19 protein-coding genes are annotated in these 15,301 nt (G+C 42.2%); 1 reads left to right on the top strand and 18 read right to left on the bottom strand.

The annotated features are described in order from the left end of the window. Window positions 1-261: 261 nt before the first annotated feature. The 17 genes from G7Y90_RS08075 to G7Y90_RS08000 all read right to left on the bottom strand — a co-directional run bounded on the left by G7Y90_RS08075 (window position 262) and on the right by G7Y90_RS08000 (window position 13,064). Window positions 262-648, bottom strand: a complete 387-nt coding sequence (locus G7Y90_RS08075; RefSeq protein WP_250163863.1) for a glycosyltransferase — start codon at window positions 646-648, stop codon at window positions 262-264. Then, window positions 645-983 carry a glycosyltransferase family protein gene (locus G7Y90_RS08070; RefSeq protein ID WP_250163862.1) on the bottom strand — a complete coding sequence of 113 codons (339 nt, stop codon included), beginning with the start codon at window positions 981-983 and terminating at the stop codon, window positions 645-647. The genes G7Y90_RS08075 and G7Y90_RS08070 overlap by 4 nt, the downstream gene beginning before the upstream one ends. Further along, entirely contained in the window at window positions 967-1,353 is a 387-nt protein-coding gene (locus tag G7Y90_RS08065) for a glycosyltransferase (protein WP_250163861.1), read from the bottom strand. The genes G7Y90_RS08070 and G7Y90_RS08065 overlap by 17 nt, the downstream gene beginning before the upstream one ends. A gap of 46 nt (window positions 1,354-1,399) precedes the next feature. Continuing rightward, window positions 1,400-2,413: a glycosyltransferase family 2 protein gene (locus G7Y90_RS08060; RefSeq protein ID WP_250163860.1), complete on the bottom strand. Its 1,014-nt coding sequence runs from the start codon at window positions 2,411-2,413 to the stop codon at window positions 1,400-1,402. Next, the gene (locus tag G7Y90_RS08055) at window positions 2,410-3,390 is read right to left on the bottom strand and encodes a polysaccharide pyruvyl transferase family protein (RefSeq protein WP_250163859.1); all 981 of its coding nucleotides are present in this window, start codon (window positions 3,388-3,390) and stop codon (window positions 2,410-2,412) included. Before G7Y90_RS08055 ends, G7Y90_RS08060 begins: the two co-directional genes overlap by 4 nt. A 114-nt stretch (window positions 3,391-3,504) precedes the next feature. Further along, a complete protein-coding gene (locus G7Y90_RS08050; RefSeq protein ID WP_250163858.1) occupies window positions 3,505-4,629 on the bottom strand; it encodes a hypothetical protein in 1,125 nt (374 codons plus the stop codon). 25 nt (window positions 4,630-4,654) lie between these two features. Next, a complete protein-coding gene (locus G7Y90_RS08045; protein ID WP_250163857.1) occupies window positions 4,655-5,698 on the bottom strand; it encodes a glycosyltransferase family 2 protein in 1,044 nt (347 codons plus the stop codon). Between the two features lie 69 nt (window positions 5,699-5,767). Next, the gene (locus G7Y90_RS08040) at window positions 5,768-7,039 is read right to left on the bottom strand and encodes an oligosaccharide flippase family protein (protein ID WP_250163856.1); all 1,272 of its coding nucleotides are present in this window, start codon (window positions 7,037-7,039) and stop codon (window positions 5,768-5,770) included. Window positions 7,040-7,150: 111 nt separating this feature from the next. Continuing rightward, window positions 7,151-8,227 carry a UDP-N-acetylglucosamine 4,6-dehydratase family protein gene (locus G7Y90_RS08035; RefSeq protein ID WP_250163855.1) on the bottom strand — a complete coding sequence of 359 codons (1,077 nt, stop codon included), beginning with the start codon at window positions 8,225-8,227 and terminating at the stop codon, window positions 7,151-7,153. After that, window positions 8,157-8,477, bottom strand: a complete 321-nt coding sequence (locus G7Y90_RS08030; RefSeq protein WP_250163854.1) for a nucleoside-diphosphate sugar epimerase/dehydratase — start codon at window positions 8,475-8,477, stop codon at window positions 8,157-8,159. The genes G7Y90_RS08035 and G7Y90_RS08030 overlap by 71 nt, the downstream gene beginning before the upstream one ends. Next, on the bottom strand, window positions 8,474-9,151 hold the full coding sequence (locus G7Y90_RS08025; protein WP_250163853.1) for a hypothetical protein: 678 nt from the start codon (window positions 9,149-9,151) through the stop codon (window positions 8,474-8,476). Before G7Y90_RS08025 ends, G7Y90_RS08030 begins: the two co-directional genes overlap by 4 nt. A gap of 49 nt (window positions 9,152-9,200) precedes the next feature. Beyond that, window positions 9,201-10,535 (bottom strand): polysaccharide biosynthesis tyrosine autokinase, encoded by a 1,335-nt coding sequence (locus G7Y90_RS08020; protein WP_250163852.1) that lies wholly within the window; start codon window positions 10,533-10,535, stop codon window positions 9,201-9,203. After that, the gene (locus G7Y90_RS08015) at window positions 10,507-11,460 is read right to left on the bottom strand and encodes a Wzz/FepE/Etk N-terminal domain-containing protein (protein WP_250163851.1); all 954 of its coding nucleotides are present in this window, start codon (window positions 11,458-11,460) and stop codon (window positions 10,507-10,509) included. Before G7Y90_RS08015 ends, G7Y90_RS08020 begins: the two co-directional genes overlap by 29 nt. Window positions 11,461-11,490: 30 nt before the next feature. Next, the gene (locus tag G7Y90_RS08010; protein WP_502937423.1) at window positions 11,491-11,853 is read right to left on the bottom strand and encodes an arsenate reductase/protein-tyrosine-phosphatase family protein; all 363 of its coding nucleotides are present in this window, start codon (window positions 11,851-11,853) and stop codon (window positions 11,491-11,493) included. Beyond that, a complete protein-coding gene (locus tag G7Y90_RS18940; protein WP_502937409.1) occupies window positions 11,825-11,965 on the bottom strand; it encodes an arsenate reductase/protein-tyrosine-phosphatase family protein in 141 nt (46 codons plus the stop codon). Before G7Y90_RS18940 ends, G7Y90_RS08010 begins: the two co-directional genes overlap by 29 nt. 9 nt (window positions 11,966-11,974) lie before the next feature. Further along, window positions 11,975-12,481, bottom strand: a complete 507-nt coding sequence (locus G7Y90_RS08005) for a polysaccharide biosynthesis/export family protein (RefSeq protein ID WP_250163850.1) — start codon at window positions 12,479-12,481, stop codon at window positions 11,975-11,977. Continuing rightward, the gene (locus G7Y90_RS08000) at window positions 12,462-13,064 is read right to left on the bottom strand and encodes a polysaccharide biosynthesis/export family protein (RefSeq protein WP_250163849.1); all 603 of its coding nucleotides are present in this window, start codon (window positions 13,062-13,064) and stop codon (window positions 12,462-12,464) included. Before G7Y90_RS08000 ends, G7Y90_RS08005 begins: the two co-directional genes overlap by 20 nt. Window positions 13,065-13,651: 587 nt before the next feature. Here G7Y90_RS08000 and rluB point away from each other — a divergent pair. Next, entirely contained in the window at window positions 13,652-14,599 is a 948-nt protein-coding gene (gene rluB, locus G7Y90_RS07995; RefSeq protein ID WP_045444804.1) for a 23S rRNA pseudouridine(2605) synthase RluB, read from the top strand. A gap of 144 nt (window positions 14,600-14,743) precedes the next feature. Here the strand turns inward: rluB and G7Y90_RS07990 are convergent, their stop codons facing one another. Then, a complete protein-coding gene (locus G7Y90_RS07990) occupies window positions 14,744-15,301 on the bottom strand; it encodes a hypothetical protein (protein WP_201559945.1) in 558 nt (185 codons plus the stop codon).

The raw sequence follows: 15,301 nt of genomic DNA, 5'->3' as shown, positions 1-15,301 counted from the left end.
ATTTTTTCTCCAGTACGATCCAAAAATAACAAGGCTAAGAACCAGCAGGTATGGAAGCATTTAACCCTCTATAAAAGTAGATGTCGTCAATCTTATATAAATCGGATGTGATGGCAGGTTTACACCGTCTAGTATCTTTTTTACCGTCCAGTACCTATATAACTATAGCCTTATAACTATAGCCTTCCTACCCACCTCGATTTTTTTCTCATTCCGTCCAAACTACCTTGAAACGACTATAAATAAGAAGCAACCACTCCGTCACATACTCAAGTACTTTTGCATTAGTATTTGCGCATTGGTAGCAGCACTAAATCCATATAAATTCAGCGCTGCGGTTATGTCTTTTTCATTGGGCTTTGGCTGTTTAGGCGCTAATAAGCAATCAACCCAATTCTTGGCTGAGTGAATCGGTAAAAACTGTACTAATCCAAGTCCTAAATCTACTTCAGGCGATACTTGGTCAGAAACCAACGCCTTTAACCCAACTGTTTGGCTCTCGACCAAGACGACAGGGAAACCCTCGTGCAACGAAGGCATGATCATATAGTCGGCGCTGGCCATTAATTCTGTGATATCCGTACGCATCCCCAAAAACTTGACCGTATCTAGGAGTGACTTATCTGCTACTTGTTGCCTGAGCCTCATATCCAATGAACCTTGTCCAACAATATATAAGGTAAAAGCGATTTGACGTTTTTTAACTGCTCAGCGATCTCTAAAGAAAACTGATGGTTTTTAACCTCATTTAGACGACCAACTTGGATGATTTTTAGCCCCTCATCGTCAAATTCTTGGTCGATATACTGTCTTGATTGGTTAGCGACTGTCATCATCTGCTGTATATCAACAGCATTGGGCAGTAGCCACACATCTTTTATGCTGCCAAATAGGTAATGTGCCGCTTGTTCACCGCAACTCATTTTATCCGTGGCCAATTTACGATTGGTAATGAACGCCCACTGTTCATATTTTTTTAACAATATTGGTTTTCCCATTATTGGTGCTATGAGAATGTGAAATGCGATGCGGCACGCCAGCACCTTTAGCAGCCAGCAGATGAAAAGCATTGTTTAATAGCATATGAGCATGAATGACTTGATAGTCAGGATGTTGTTTAAGGAAGTTTTTAAGCTTCCACATACGCGCTAACGAATGATCCGCTAAAATCGGTATAATCCTACCGCCCAGCGCTATTATCTCAGCATCATAGTCACCGACCTCGTCGGTAAAAGTGATAAAATCAAACTGAATCTGGCTATGATCTATATGGCGATATAGATTCATGAGCATGGTCTCTGCCCCAGCCCGATCCATTTTTCCCACGATGTGTAGCACTCTCTGAATAGTCATCTCTTTACCTATTAAGAAGCCATAAAACCAAACGTATTTCTCAAAACTATTCTGAATCTGTTTTCTCTTGACCTTTAACCCTTGCTCTTTTGTCTAGCGCTTGACGAAGCACCTGTAACATAAGCAAGGCAACTTGCGTCGGCATACGTACGATATTACTAATCATCATATTTCTTACGGTCAAATCGCTCTTATAACCCTTTAGTCGTAACGTTTTATCTGCTTTTTTAGCTTGTGCTACTGCAGCTGCTAAATAGTCATTATCTATACGAGTAAGGATACTCCAATGACTTTGTTTAATTTTATTGGCGAGCGTTTTTTTAACCTCATCCGCTTGATAGTCCTCTACTAAACTGATGACTTCTGCGTGGATAACGAAAAGGTCTAATAGTTTTTTATCTGTTGACCCTGTGATCGACGTGCCACGCTGTCTGTATAGATAAAAATCAATGGGCAGGTAATACTTAATATTAGTAGCTAAGCCAAGATGCCAATGAAAAGGCCAGTCTTCGTAGTACAGACCCACTGGGAACTGTAACGAGTCAGACCGCACTGCGCTAGATTTAATAAATTTGAGCCATGCAAAATGCGGTAAGCTAAAATATGAGCCGTCTATTTCGGTTGCCTCAAATGCTAAATTGCTAGCGGGATACGGCAGATCTGTCTCTATGATGCCATCTTTGAATGGCGTAAAGCCATACGTCACGACCTCTGCATTCTTGGTGAGCGCACAATCCACACACGCTGCCACCAAGCGAGTATCTATAATGTCATCAGAATCAACGAACATCATGTATTCGCCTATCGCAGACTTGATACCAGTATTACGTGCCGCAGAAAGACCACTGTTTTCATAATGCTGAATGACTTTGATGCGTTCATCTGTGAGATGTGACGCAAGTACTTGTTTTGAATCATCAGTGGAGCAATCTTCTACAACGATAATTTCAATATTCTGATAAGTCTGCTGCTTGATGGATGCCAAGCAAGCATCGATATATGACGCAACGTTATACACTGGTACGATGATACTTACTAATGGCGTTTCGATAGTCGTCATATCGCTACCAGCGCTTTTTTTAGGTCATCATACTCAGCTATATCAACTGGAGACTCATCCATCGTACCGTGAGGCAGGGACAGAAGGCTATCGATGAATGTTGCAATATCAGCAATCTCTTCCAATTCTAAAAACACCAGCCTTGGATGACCGCCTAACCAGTCCAACTGCGTCTGTCTTATCTTATGATTGGCGTTCGGGAGTACCAAGCACGGCGTACCCGATAGCAAACATAAAATCATGCCATGCAGCCGGTCAGTCACGACCAATTTTGCAGCACGGAATTGATTAAGCTTGTCAGTCAGTAATTTTGTGCAATGTGCTTCATCGAGTTGCGAACCACCAGCGTGTGTGTCGGTCTTTTTAATCTGATAGCCAGTATCTGCCAAGGCTTTGTCTATCATGGCGTATTGCTCAGCTGATAATGCGGCTTCTTTGTCATCTCGTAAGCAGCGCAAAATATCTGAAGGCGCTAAGCAATCTGTCGTACCCAGCACTGTGGCATTCGCGCTCATCACAATATCTGGTACGAGACCAATATGCACATTACTATACTTAGCAAAAAGCTCGATGAGTTTTGCCGCTGTTATCGACTCTCTGGCAAAAATATGTATATCTGGATGCTTGGCGTAGACTTTTACAATACGCTGCAAGGCACGTTTAGATTGAATAGAGTCGTTCCAATCTAGTGTCTGAGGAAAACAAACGATACGATTGGCAGGAAATGACTTGATGACTAATTGGCGCAGCTCCTCAATATCAGGATAGGTGCCACCCATATTACCGCCGCCAATGATAGTGACAATATCCGTCTCTTTTATTTGCTGTTTAATGGAATGGAGCACAAATCTGGTTTGACTGATAGCCACACTAACAACATCATAATCCGTCAGCACACGTTGCAAATACTGCTTTTGCGCGTGAGAAATAGCAATATCACCAATATTGCCATAGTCAGCGGCAAGAAAATAAAGCACCGTTTACCAGTTGGTAACGGTAAACCTCTCGCCCCCATATAAGCGGCCAAGTGTTTTTTTAATCTGAGCGGAATGAGCTTTTTTATAGCAGCAATATTCATTTTTAATGCTCCCTTATTCGTTTCTCATCAACAGCTTCTTCACCCACATACGACGCCTTGAGCCAACAGGAAACAATCTATTCAAGTTAGGAGGCGGTTTACGTTTGAGCACTTTTTCAATCTGTGGAAGCCATTCAACACCCCTGCCCGTTTTGAGCATTTCATGGCGAATAAAACGCCAATCTATACGTACTATTTCGTTTTTTAAAATCATATTTTTAAAGAGTGATGAGTCAATAGGCTCGCTAAAACATTGAGGGTTATCTATACCTGCAACCAAAAAATTGAGACGCGTCCTAACACATTTCTCACAGCGACCACAGTTGCTATCATTTTGATCACCCGCCCAACAGAAACGCAGGCCTTCAATACCCAAGGGCCATGCTGAAAGAGTTTGAAGCTTCTCTGAACGACTAAAGCCTGCACCATCATGAATGAGTCTAAAGTCGCCAGAACTTAGCAGCGGGTCAGTGATTGGGTGTGAGCCCCAAGGACTAATCAATACATCATAAGAATCACCACTACCAATGAGCCCAATTCCTGCATATCGTTTTAAGCCACATAAGACCGAAGCGATAGCAGCAGCATGATAGTCTTCCCAGTTGATGTCCCAAAGTCCTCGAATATTTGTTTTCACAATGACCAAATCGATATTGATATCTGCAAGTACTTTTGTCGCTGTTTTTGCTGCACTGGCAAAGCCTTTTGTATCCTCTAAAGGTATATCAAAGCCATGCACAAAAACCCCTGCTTTAATATTTCGTGTGGCGTATCCTGCTCTGCCTGTCGCATGACGATAAGCGGTAAACTGAGCATCAACGCCACCAGAAAATGCAGCAATCGCACCATCTACTTGTACGTCGCTCTCTCTAATACGATCAACTTGTATATCAATCAAAAAATAACGCTCTGGCAACCACTTATTCCAAACATACTGTAGCTCTGTCAGGTTGGCTAATAGCTCATGCGACACGCTACCATGCACATGAATGGCTGCTCGCATCTGCATCGCGGGCAATAATGTGGCCAGTAAATAAGCATCACAATCATCGTCTTCTGGCATTGGCAAGTTCGCTGGATATACAAACCACAATGCCTTCTCAGTCATTTGCCCACTAGCTGTTGTCTGTTGCAGCAAACAACAGCGCTTTTGACCCTTCTCGTCACTGCGTAAAGGCTGAGGCAAACAATATTAAGCATATTTTTTCACCTTTGCTTTCGACCAAGACAGTTGAAGAAAAACCAGCGTCATAACATACCAGCGCCGTGAAAAACATAAAATCAATACACGAATGCCGCGTGCTGGATGTCGTTGATAATAATGCGGCAAACAGTTCTGATAAACGAAAGACTGTCGTTTTTATTAACTCTGCACGACGCTTTTTCATATCGATATGTGCCAAATTATTAAGTAAATATGGCAGCATATGCTCAACATAACTACGAGCAAAGTCCGATAATAGCACTTGCTTTTCAGTAGCACTGATCGACCAATCATGTATCCTGACTCTGGCTGTATAGTCCGCTTCAATGGACTCCAAAAGCCCTGATTTATATTGTGAGCTTGTTATCGAGGTCGCATTTTCATAGTAGTTGTATGGACAGTCTGGCAGCACCGATAAACGATTCGCTTTGCTTAGACATGCGATATTAAAAATACCATCCTCACCAAATTTGACGTCGCTATCGAAACGCAGCTCTGCAATTAAATTTTTTCTATACACCTTGGTACAGGCATACCAATATATATGTCTATTCTCTGTCACTCTCAGTTGTAGCGTTTCGATATCTTGCCGTGAGTATTCTGCCGCACTATTAGGACGCTTAATAACAGAACCATCCAGCATCATGCGTTTATGACCAAATGCCAACATCTCGACATCTCGATCTACAGCTTGTTCAAAAACAAAATCAAAATACCAATCATCAATGGTGTCATCCGCATCTATAAAAACGATGTAATTGCCGGTTGCGATATCGAGCCCAGTATTACGAGCCTCTGCCACGCCACCATTTTTTTGATATTTCACCGTAATCCATGACCTAGTACTTGCCCAGCTATGCAATAGGCTAGCAGTATGATCTTTAGAACCATCGTCAATGACTATCAGTTCAATGTCGTGATTCTTTTTCGCAACGTCAATACTATTAATACAACGATCAATAGTAGCAGCGGCATTAAATGCAGCGATAATGACTGAAATCATAGTGAGCCTCTCAAGTTGAGACTTCTCATACATATCCTTTATGACATTCAAAGCAGTCAAAAAACATACCTACTGCTCCACTTCATCGATATGAACAAGACGCCGAAAAGCAACATAAATGATAGATAAACTGAGCAAAACCCCAACAAATGAGAAAAGGGCAATGGCTATCATATCTGACTCAAAAACGTCAAAACCTACATACAGCGCTGCAGCACGAAATACCACTGCAAACACTTCTCTAATCAAAAGAAATCGCTGTAAACGCAATGCTGGCAATGCCGCAGTACTCGCACCAGACACTAAACTGGTCAAAAGCCAAATAGACAGCCACTGCGAATAACTACCTGCCAATGCCCACTCTACACCGAACACTAAAGAAAAAAGATAATCACCAAAAACGAACACCGTACCGAATGGCACAATACCAACCACCAATAAAATCAACGTCACTTTTAATAAAAATTGATAAGCCTCAGGTGAATTTGCTGTGATGGCACGCGTAATTTTAGGATAGAAAACCTCTCCAACCGCCTGACCTAACAGCATCGCGGGTGCACCAAGCACAAGGACAGCCAACGAATACTGCCCTGCAGAAGAGGCACTAAATAGTGATGCTAACAAGATAGTTGGCAACCCCACTGAAGCCGCATTCAGGATACTTTGTGGCATACGATATATCGCAAAATCACGCTGCGATATGGCGGCATGTCGAACACCCTTAGTACCAAACCAATGACGCACATTTAATACACCTACTCTAGGTACACGAAGCATCTGCATGATAAAGTTTGTGAGCTGCCCTGCTATCGTCAATAAAATAAGCAACATCCCTGAAGGTGCTAGCATACCGCCTATCAGCTTACTACTATCTGTCACAAGCTTGCTTTCCACATAAGCCCGAGCTTTCGCTTTAAATAAGCCCACTCTAATAGCAGACTGATCAGCGACAGAAAGAAAAGCACCGACTAATAGCGTTAATGGTATGAGATATAGCATGTTTGGCGTGCTTTCCATACCCATCCAACTTGCCAAATAAAACTTGCCGACATAGACAACAATGAATGAGAGGACAGCTATAACCACACTGAGCAATATGGACAATCGGGCAATGGCCGCAGCATCCTCATCACTGTCAGGCATCACGATTGCATTGGCATAGCCCATAGTGGCAATCGGCGTAATAATGCTGACGATAGCAGTAAAGGCAGCAGCGATACCGAAATCCTCAGGTCTATATAGTCTGGTAAGAAATGGCATAAAAATCATGGCGATGGCCTGTCCAGCAGCAATCCCGCCACCGACCATGACCACATCTCGCACAAAGTGACTGGTTTTCAACCTGTTTATTGTGCTCTGTATCGATGAAAATACTCCAGAGCTCATGACATATTGTCCAATTTAGTGACTCACAGAACTTGTAAGGAATTTATGACAGCGCGCCTCTCTCTATTAACCCATTTCATCTGTCAGTGTGGTATCTACTTTCTCTACCTCGCCATCTTTATCAGACCCTTCTCGGTAACCTTCGACAAAAAACTTAAACTGTGTTTTTAGCCAGACCACATCCTGCTGCTTTGCTTTTTCTGCAAATTCAAATAAAATATTTTCGATATCTTGCAAAGGAAAGCTGTGCTCCATTGCTTGCATAATCAATGGATGAAAAGTAGGTTCGATATTGTCTTCACCAATGATTAACTCCTCGTAGAGCTTTTCACCCGGTCTCAAGCCAGTAAATACGATTTCGATATCGCCATTGGGATTGCTATCATCTTTTAGCTCACAACCTGTCAAACGAATCATACGTTTTGCCAGATCAACAATTTTGACGGGCGCGCCCATATCAAGCACAAACACTTCACCACCGAATGCCATCGCACCTGCCTGAATAACCAAACTGGCCGCTTCTGGAATCGTCATAAAATAGCGTGTGATGTCTGGATGAGTGATGGTGATCGGACCTCCTTGCTCAATCTGTTTGGTAAATAACGGCACCACAGAGCCTGATGACCCTAAAACATTGCCAAAACGCACCATGCTAAAACAAGTCTGACTGTTACTTTGGCTCAATCCTTGGCAGACCAACTCAGCCAAGCGTTTGGACGCTCCCATGACATTGGTAGGTCGCACGGCTTTGTCAGTAGAAATCAGCACAAAAGTCTCAACGCGAGCCTGTATCGCAGCACGGGCACAATGGTAGGTGCCTTTGGTATTATTGATGGTGCCCTCAAAGGGATTGGACTCAACAATAGGCACATGCTTATAGGCTGCAGCGTGATAAATCGTTTTTATATGGTTTTTTTCGAATATATTGATTAATTTTTTTTCGTTACTGACACTGCCGATAATGCTAATAATCTCAATATTTTGATAATCAGCATTCGCTGTTTTTAGATTACCAAGTTCTTGATCTATAGTGTATAAAGCATACTCAGACTGTTCATATAGCACCAAGCATTTAGGCTTTTTTGATGATTTGCCGACACAGCTCACTACCGATTGAACCACCTGCCCCGGTAACGAGAACATTTTTGCCCGTGATATTTTTTTGTAGCAACTCCGCAACAGGTTCGACCGTTTCTCGTTCGAGCACATCTAGTATGTCAACGGGTCGTATATGACTGACGGTTACTATCTCATCAGCAAGCTCACGTAAGCTTGGCAAGTCTTTTATCTTAACGGAGATACCTGACAGACTGTCCATAATCTGTTTTTTACGAGCACGGCTCATAGAGGGCATGGCTAAAATCACCTGCGCCACATTGAGTTTTTCTATCAACCACGGAAGCGCGTGAGCCGCATATTTTGTTTGCCATGTAAATAAGCCCCAGTAAGCTGCGGATCATCATCGATATATGCCACCACATTGTACTGATAAGAATGCCTCAAACTTTCTAGCAACTCTCGACCAGCTTCTCCTGCACCATAGATAATCACGTTGTCACAACAGGCATCTGGACGACGGCTTTGACCTGCACCCTGTAGACGTTTCAGTAACGCGCGGATCATGAGCCTACTATTCCACAGCCAAATAAAAAATAGAAATAAAAATATAACGGGGGCTGAGCGCGGTATTGTCGCTGATGGGCTCAAATAAATGATGACTTGATAAACAATAATAAGTAAAAAAAACAGTTGCAGCACACGACCCATCACTGCATCAAAAAACCCTCGAGAGGCGCTGCGATAAAAACCAATAAGATATAAGCTAGCAACCGGCACGAATGCATAAAAAGCCAATGCTGCAAGACTGATATGAGAGGCCATATACCCTTGTCGTAGCATCAATGCCAATAATAGGCAAAAGATCGACATGGCAAAATCTATACTAAATAAGAGGGTACTTTTAGTCAGGCGTGGTAATGACAATAAATACAGAGCCATACGCTTCGACCATTGATTAAAACCACTGGACGATTGATAAGCATTGTTTGACTCTGTTTTTATAAACATAATATCCACCCAATTAAGTTGGTTTGCTTATGAGCGACAACCACGCAAACTAGCGGTTATCTCCATAGGCATAATGATAATGGTAGCTATATTTATCCATAAGACCCTGCTGTACATCATTGAGAATAATGCCATCTACTTGTACATTGGCTTTATTCATTTGCTTGATCGCATAAACCAGCTGCCCTTCTATTGAATGATTAAACTTCGTAACGATGAGTACTTTGTCTGCATGTTGCGCAAGTACCATAGCATCTGACGCCGCCAATATCGGGGGTGAGTCGATGACAATATAATCGTATTGAGTTTTTAATTCTGCCATCAAATGATTGAATTTTTCGCCCATCAATAAGGAGGTGGGATTATGCGGTTGCCGTCCGCGCGGTATGAAATCAATCAACTCCATACCAGTGGGGTGAATAAAGCTTTCGACCCCTAAGCTAGGAACCTCACTGTCTGATCGAGTACCATCAATCGGAGAAAAATGCTTTTTATCCTGCAACAAATAATCGGCAAGACCATCATGTTGGCTCATATTAAACATTTTATGCAGCTCACCTAAGCGCATGTCACCATCTATGACCAAGACTTTTTTGTTGAGCTGGGCAAATACCTCTGATAAATTGGCAGCGATAAACGACTTGCCCACACCAGGGCTCTCCCCAGTAATCAATATGACTTGCGCGGGCTGCCCGACCGCTGTCCCCATTGGCATACCAAACATCAAATTGGTTCTTAAGCTTTTGATCGCCTCATAACTCAAACTACTGTGATCAACATGAGCGAGCATGCGAGGGGTGGTATTCTTCTTTTTACTCAACCTCGACAGTAAGGGTGAGCGTGGAATCGTTGCGATGACAGGGATGCCCGTTGTGACCTCTAAATGCTCTGGATCTTTTACGACATTTCTAACAAGGTTCTTCAAGAGCACCATCATCACCCCAAACATCATGCCTATCAATGTGGTCAGCATCAGGATTTGTAGTTTATTTGGTGCAATGGCATTAAAGGTGCTGGTCGGTGAATCGATAATACGGGCATAGCCGATTTGACCAGCCTTGACGATTTTAAGTTGCTCATAGTTTTTGAGCAGCGTCAGATAGATTTCTCGATTGATGGCGGTATCTTCTGACAGCTTTAAAAACTCTCGCTGTATTTCAGGGAGACCTGCAATGGTATTGTCTATCTCTCTTATTCTATTATTCAGCACTTTGAGCTGTTCATTAATTTGAATGACCAGTGGATGTTCTTCGGTGTAATAAGTAGTTAGGTCTGCTTTTTTGAGTCTAAGCTCATTGAGCTGCTCCTCAATGCGCGACTTCTCATTCAATAACAATTCAGCTTCTTTACCCACATCAATCGTGCCATTTTTTACGAAAGTCATTAAACAGTGCTTCAGAAGTCTCTAATTTTTCTTTTAATAGAGGTATCTGCGTTTCCATAAAGGCAAGTGTTTTGGTCGTTTCTTCAGAGCCACGAGATTGGTTTTGATCGACGTAGGATTGGACAATCTGATTGAGTATAGTCGTGATTTGCTCTTGGTTGGGACCCGTCATCGACAGCTGAATAATCCCCGTTTTTTGACCTTTTTCTTCAACGGATAAGGCGCCGTTGATAGCGTCAGTCGCAGCCTTTATCGTCTGCTTACTAATATTAATTGGGTAACCATCAGCAGGTAACTCTGTGACAGTAATATTAATCTGACCGTCCAACCCTTTGAACTGATGCGCCTGACCAAGCTGACCTTTAAATTCATCAAACCCATTGCTCAAAACAAACCCTGTAGCAGATTTTGTTAGTGTAAAAGGTTGGTTCAAGTACGCTGGTGATACATCAAATTGGCGGACTTTTACTATGCCATTTTCGGTATCAAGTGACACATCATCCGGTGTGTTTAATTGCGTGTAAGTACGATTGCTTTTTATTCTATCAAGATGACCAATATTGGGATCTGTTAGCTTAATGCGTAGGTGCAATAGCTCAACCACCGGCTCCAATATCATACGTGATCGTATCAGCTCTGCTTCTGTCTCCGCTTTGCTAACTTCTGCACCAACCAACTCTGAGATACTCTCACCAAGCGCCTCTATTCCTTGAGTATTTTCTTCAATCTGTATCAGCGCATCTGATTTATAGATGGGATTCACATAGCGGGTATACAAAAGCCCTAGTAAAAGCCCCAATATCGCCATGAGAGCAATAATTTTCCAACCACGTAACAATACTAAAGCCAGCGCCATTAAATCGATGTCGTCATTGTTTTTTTCGCCCGTAGACGTTGATAGGTCTTTTGAATCCATATTATTCATAACCAATACTCATCGCTCAATGTTGATCGTTTAATAGCATTCGCTGAACTTCAACGCTCTAATCGATGGCGCGTCGCTAATCTTGTCAGTCCATTGTTCAAGACTATCGATAATATCTTGTCTACTCTTCTCAAATGCTGAGTCATCCTGCTGATAAGGGTCAGCAATATCTTTATCAAGCCAATGCCCAATTCGAAAGATTTTTCCGCGACAGTGCGGCCACTGACTTTCAATCCATTTGGTTTGGCTGGTTGTCATCGTCAAAATTAAATCTGACTGACTGACTAATGCTTCATCAATTTGCTTGGCGATATGAGCACTGATGTCTATATTATGAGTAGCCATCAATGCAACCGCTTTGGCATCAGCTGCGTGACCTACGAGCGCTGACAGACCAGCAGAGTCGATGTGTTTCTGGATAATATGCCGTTAATATGGCAGCGGCCATCGGGCTGCGGCATATATTGCCAACACAAACAACCAAGATCTGATCAAACGCTCGCATGACTGACTCCTATATCCCTGAAATCACATTGATTGCTGATGTTGAAGGCAGTATGGCGCTGATAATACGGTTCCAGCGCGCCAAGCCAGTTGGATCAACATAAAGGATGTCATTGGCTTGCATGTCAAAACGACTGGCCAAAGCAAAACTTGTGATGCTCTGCATGTCGACATAATAAATATTGGTGTATTGATACTTTGGATTATCCCGAACGATATATACTTTGGCCGCATTGGCCGTATTAGAATTCAATCCATTTGACTCACCTAATACATGCGCTAGGCTCAGCCCTTGCTCAGGAATAGCAACGGGCTCAATTTTGCCAAATTCTCCCAATACATAGACCTTATTGCGGCTTTGGCTATTGACATGAATAGCATCGCCGTCTTGTAAGTATATTTGATTGGCAGACAGCCCCATTTGATTTAATGATTGGATACCGAGCTTGTAACTTTTGCCTTGACGGTTTAATACGATATGGTTTGAATCACCCGTATCAGTCGTACCACCCGCCATAGAAATAGCGCCATATAGAGATGGGCACATCTGCGATAACAAACTCACCAGACTGCTTGACCTCACCATCTACGAAAAACTTACTACCACGGTAGTTGATGATTTTGACCTGAGGATCTGAGTATTTGAGATAGCGTTGAAGCTTGCTTTGCAAAGTGGCAGTGAACTGCGGCACACTGAGACCACTGGCTTTGACTCTCCCTATTAAGGGGAATTGTATAAACCCTTGCTGGTCAACGGTCAGACTAGACGTTGAGGCGTTAATATCTGGATAATTGGTCAGGATAATATTGAGAACATCCCCTTTAGCAATGCCATAGCTGACACGCCCAGATGTTTTTACTAAATGATATAAATCTCGATCAAGATTGACGGCTTCTTTAGGTGGTAGATTAGCCAAACTCAAAGGTTGAATATAGAATTGTAGACCGTTTTCTGCAGTGAATGTCCCTGACTCAGGTAATTTTCCAGACTGAAGTCCTGAATTTATGGTGCAACTGCTGAGTAATACTGTCAGCAATAAGCAAGACGCACTCGCTATTAAGGAGCGCTTTTGTACAGAAATGAAATATTTATAAACCATAACAGTTACTCATATTTATATTCGTGAATCAAAAATAAGTGCCTTGCTGCTATCAATATATTCATAAAAAAGGATGTATTTATTGAATATACACCTAAACTATACATAACGCAATATTTATAAACATTGATGTAAGAACAGTTTTTTTAGTTAATTTATTTTACGCAAGCCCTTCTCGTAAATAATGTATAGCGCATATCAATAAAAACAAAAAGACAGAAAAATCTAAATAGGAGGACATATTAAAAGGTGTTAGCAGTTTTTTACGGTTCATGCTGCCGAAAATAGAAATTTGGTATTGGTTATGCTGCTTAACTGATCTTAATAATACTTAGAGAACTTACTGTTTTATTAAAAAATAAATATAAGCATTTGTGTGCAAATAGCTTAGTTTCACAACACCCTAATCAACTTTTATTTTAGAAATCTCTTTTAATTTAGCAAACTTTCTTTTATTAATGTAAAACGATAAATTGATACCGTTTGTAGATACTGGTTTGCGTGCTAAAGTCATCAAAATAGCGTAGAATAGTCAATCCAATTTTTTACATTGAGAAATGTAAACCCACCGACTCAAGGACATGATTATGAAAGATGAAAAATTACAGAAAGCCCTCGCCCGTATGGGTCTTGGCTCACGCCGTCAAATGGAAGAAGTCATAAAATCAGGGCGTGTTACTGTTAATAACGGACCTGCGACCATTGGTGATCGCGTCGAGCAAGGCGATGAGATTCGCGTTGACGGTCGTCAGATCAAATACACCTCTGAAAACGAAAAGCGTCGCCGTGTTATCGCTTACTACAAACCTGAAGGCGAAGTCTGCTCTGCTAAAGATCCAGAAGGTCGTCCAACCGTTTTTGAGCGTTTACCAAAACTGACTCATGATCGCTGGGTGATGGTTGGTCGCTTGGACATCAATTCAACCGGGCTATTATTGTTTACCAATGATGGTGAGATGGCGCATCGCTTGATGCATCCGTCTGGTGAAGTCACTCGCGAGTACGCAGTACGTGTATTGGGTGAAGTCACGCCTGAAATTGCACGTGCATTAACGGCTGGCGTTATGCTAGAAGATGGCCTTGCAAAGTTTGAAGATATCAAAGAAGGCGGTGGTGAAGGCGTCAACAAGTGGTATCACGTCCAACTAAAAGAAGGTCGTAACCGTGAAGTACGTCGCTTGTTTGAATCACAAGGCCTGAAAGTAAGCCGTCTACTGCGCACGCGTTACGGTACGATTGCTCTACCAAAAGAGCTACGTACTGGTCGTTTCTTAGAACTCGACAGAAAAGACATCAATACGTTGACCGATCTAGTGAGCTTGCGTCCTCGTTATGGTACGGGTCTGCATGGCGCAGCGAAAGAGAAGCAAGAGCGTATCAGAAGCAAGCCGCTTAAAGCGCGTCGCGCTACTGACAGTCGTAGCGATAGCCGCAGTGGTAGCGACAATCGTAACAGCAGCGCGAAGCCTAAAAGTAGTGCTAGCCCTGCCAGCCGTGGTACGCGCAATACTCGTGACCGCAACGACAAGCGTTAATCGCCTAAATGTAAAATGTAGTGTGACTTTGAATCTTCAATAGTTTTAAAGTAGACCACAAAAAAGCTGCCAATGATGAATAATCATTGGCAGCTTTTTTATATAAGTTTTACAAAAAGTCGTTGTCAACCTGACGACTTATATTTAGCTATCGTGGCTATTAATATAATTCCTCATTACTCGTAGTTCTTGTAACTGCTGACTTCCCATTTGTTCTAATAATCTATCTAGACGCTGCTCAATATTATTAAATACCTGCTGTAATAACTGATTGGCTTCTGCCTTTTTTTCATTATCTGCATTGTCAGCGCTTATATTAATATTCGCTAGATGATGATGACTGGCAAGCATTTCAGGCAGCCTAGTGTGCAACATCTTATTCAATACAAACTGTTGCTCGGTTACGGCAGGCGTTTTATGCTGAGCTTGTAGTGATTTTTGATACACTTGATAGCGGGTTACTTTTTCATCGATACGTTTTAATTGGCGCAGCTGTGGCTCTGACAAATCTTTCAGGTATTTTTTATTTAAATTTAGTTGCTGCCAACTGAGTTTGGACAATGACAACGGTGCATCATAATCCTGATAAGTGAGTACACCTGGCGAAATACCGACCGCTTTGTGCAGCGCATGCCAGCCTTTTTTACCCAAATAAAAGGTGGTAACGGTCGTTACAATGCCAATGCCTATTAAGATGCTCAT

The sequence above is a fragment of the Psychrobacter sp. WY6 genome, from assembly GCF_018448495.1.
Taxonomy (GTDB): Bacteria; Pseudomonadota; Gammaproteobacteria; order Pseudomonadales; family Moraxellaceae; genus Psychrobacter.
This window is presented reverse-complemented; position numbering and strand designations above follow the sequence as displayed.

Excerpts from the sequence above, each read along its gene's own strand:
- G7Y90_RS08065 (WP_250163861.1), bottom strand. The coding sequence starts at position 1,353 with ATGACTATTCAGAGAGTGCTACACATCGTGGGAAAAATGGATCGGGCT.
- G7Y90_RS08005 (WP_250163850.1), bottom strand. The coding sequence starts at position 12,481 with ATGGCGGGTGGTACGACTGATACGGGTGATTCAAACCATATCGTATTA.
- G7Y90_RS08075 (WP_250163863.1), bottom strand. The coding sequence starts at position 648 with ATGAGGCTCAGGCAACAAGTAGCAGATAAGTCACTCCTAGATACGGTC.
- G7Y90_RS08060 (WP_250163860.1), bottom strand. The coding sequence starts at position 2,413 with ATGACGACTATCGAAACGCCATTAGTAAGTATCATCGTACCAGTGTAT.
- G7Y90_RS08015 (WP_250163851.1), bottom strand. The coding sequence starts at position 11,460 with ATGAATAATATGGATTCAAAAGACCTATCAACGTCTACGGGCGAAAAA.
- rluB (WP_045444804.1), top strand. The coding sequence starts at position 13,652 with ATGAAAGATGAAAAATTACAGAAAGCCCTCGCCCGTATGGGTCTTGGC.
- G7Y90_RS07990 (WP_201559945.1), bottom strand. The coding sequence starts at position 15,301 with ATGAGCATCTTAATAGGCATTGGCATTGTAACGACCGTTACCACCTTT.
- G7Y90_RS08025 (WP_250163853.1), bottom strand. The coding sequence starts at position 9,151 with ATGTTTATAAAAACAGAGTCAAACAATGCTTATCAATCGTCCAGTGGT.
- G7Y90_RS08000 (WP_250163849.1), bottom strand. The coding sequence starts at position 13,064 with ATGGTTTATAAATATTTCATTTCTGTACAAAAGCGCTCCTTAATAGCG.
- G7Y90_RS18940 (WP_502937409.1), bottom strand. The coding sequence starts at position 11,965 with ATGCGAGCGTTTGATCAGATCTTGGTTGTTTGTGTTGGCAATATATGC.
- G7Y90_RS08020 (WP_250163852.1), bottom strand. The coding sequence starts at position 10,535 with ATGACTTTCGTAAAAAATGGCACGATTGATGTGGGTAAAGAAGCTGAA.
- G7Y90_RS08045 (WP_250163857.1), bottom strand. The coding sequence starts at position 5,698 with ATGATTTCAGTCATTATCGCTGCATTTAATGCCGCTGCTACTATTGAT.
- G7Y90_RS08035 (WP_250163855.1), bottom strand. The coding sequence starts at position 8,227 with ATGTTCTCGTTACCGGGGCAGGTGGTTCAATCGGTAGTGAGCTGTGTC.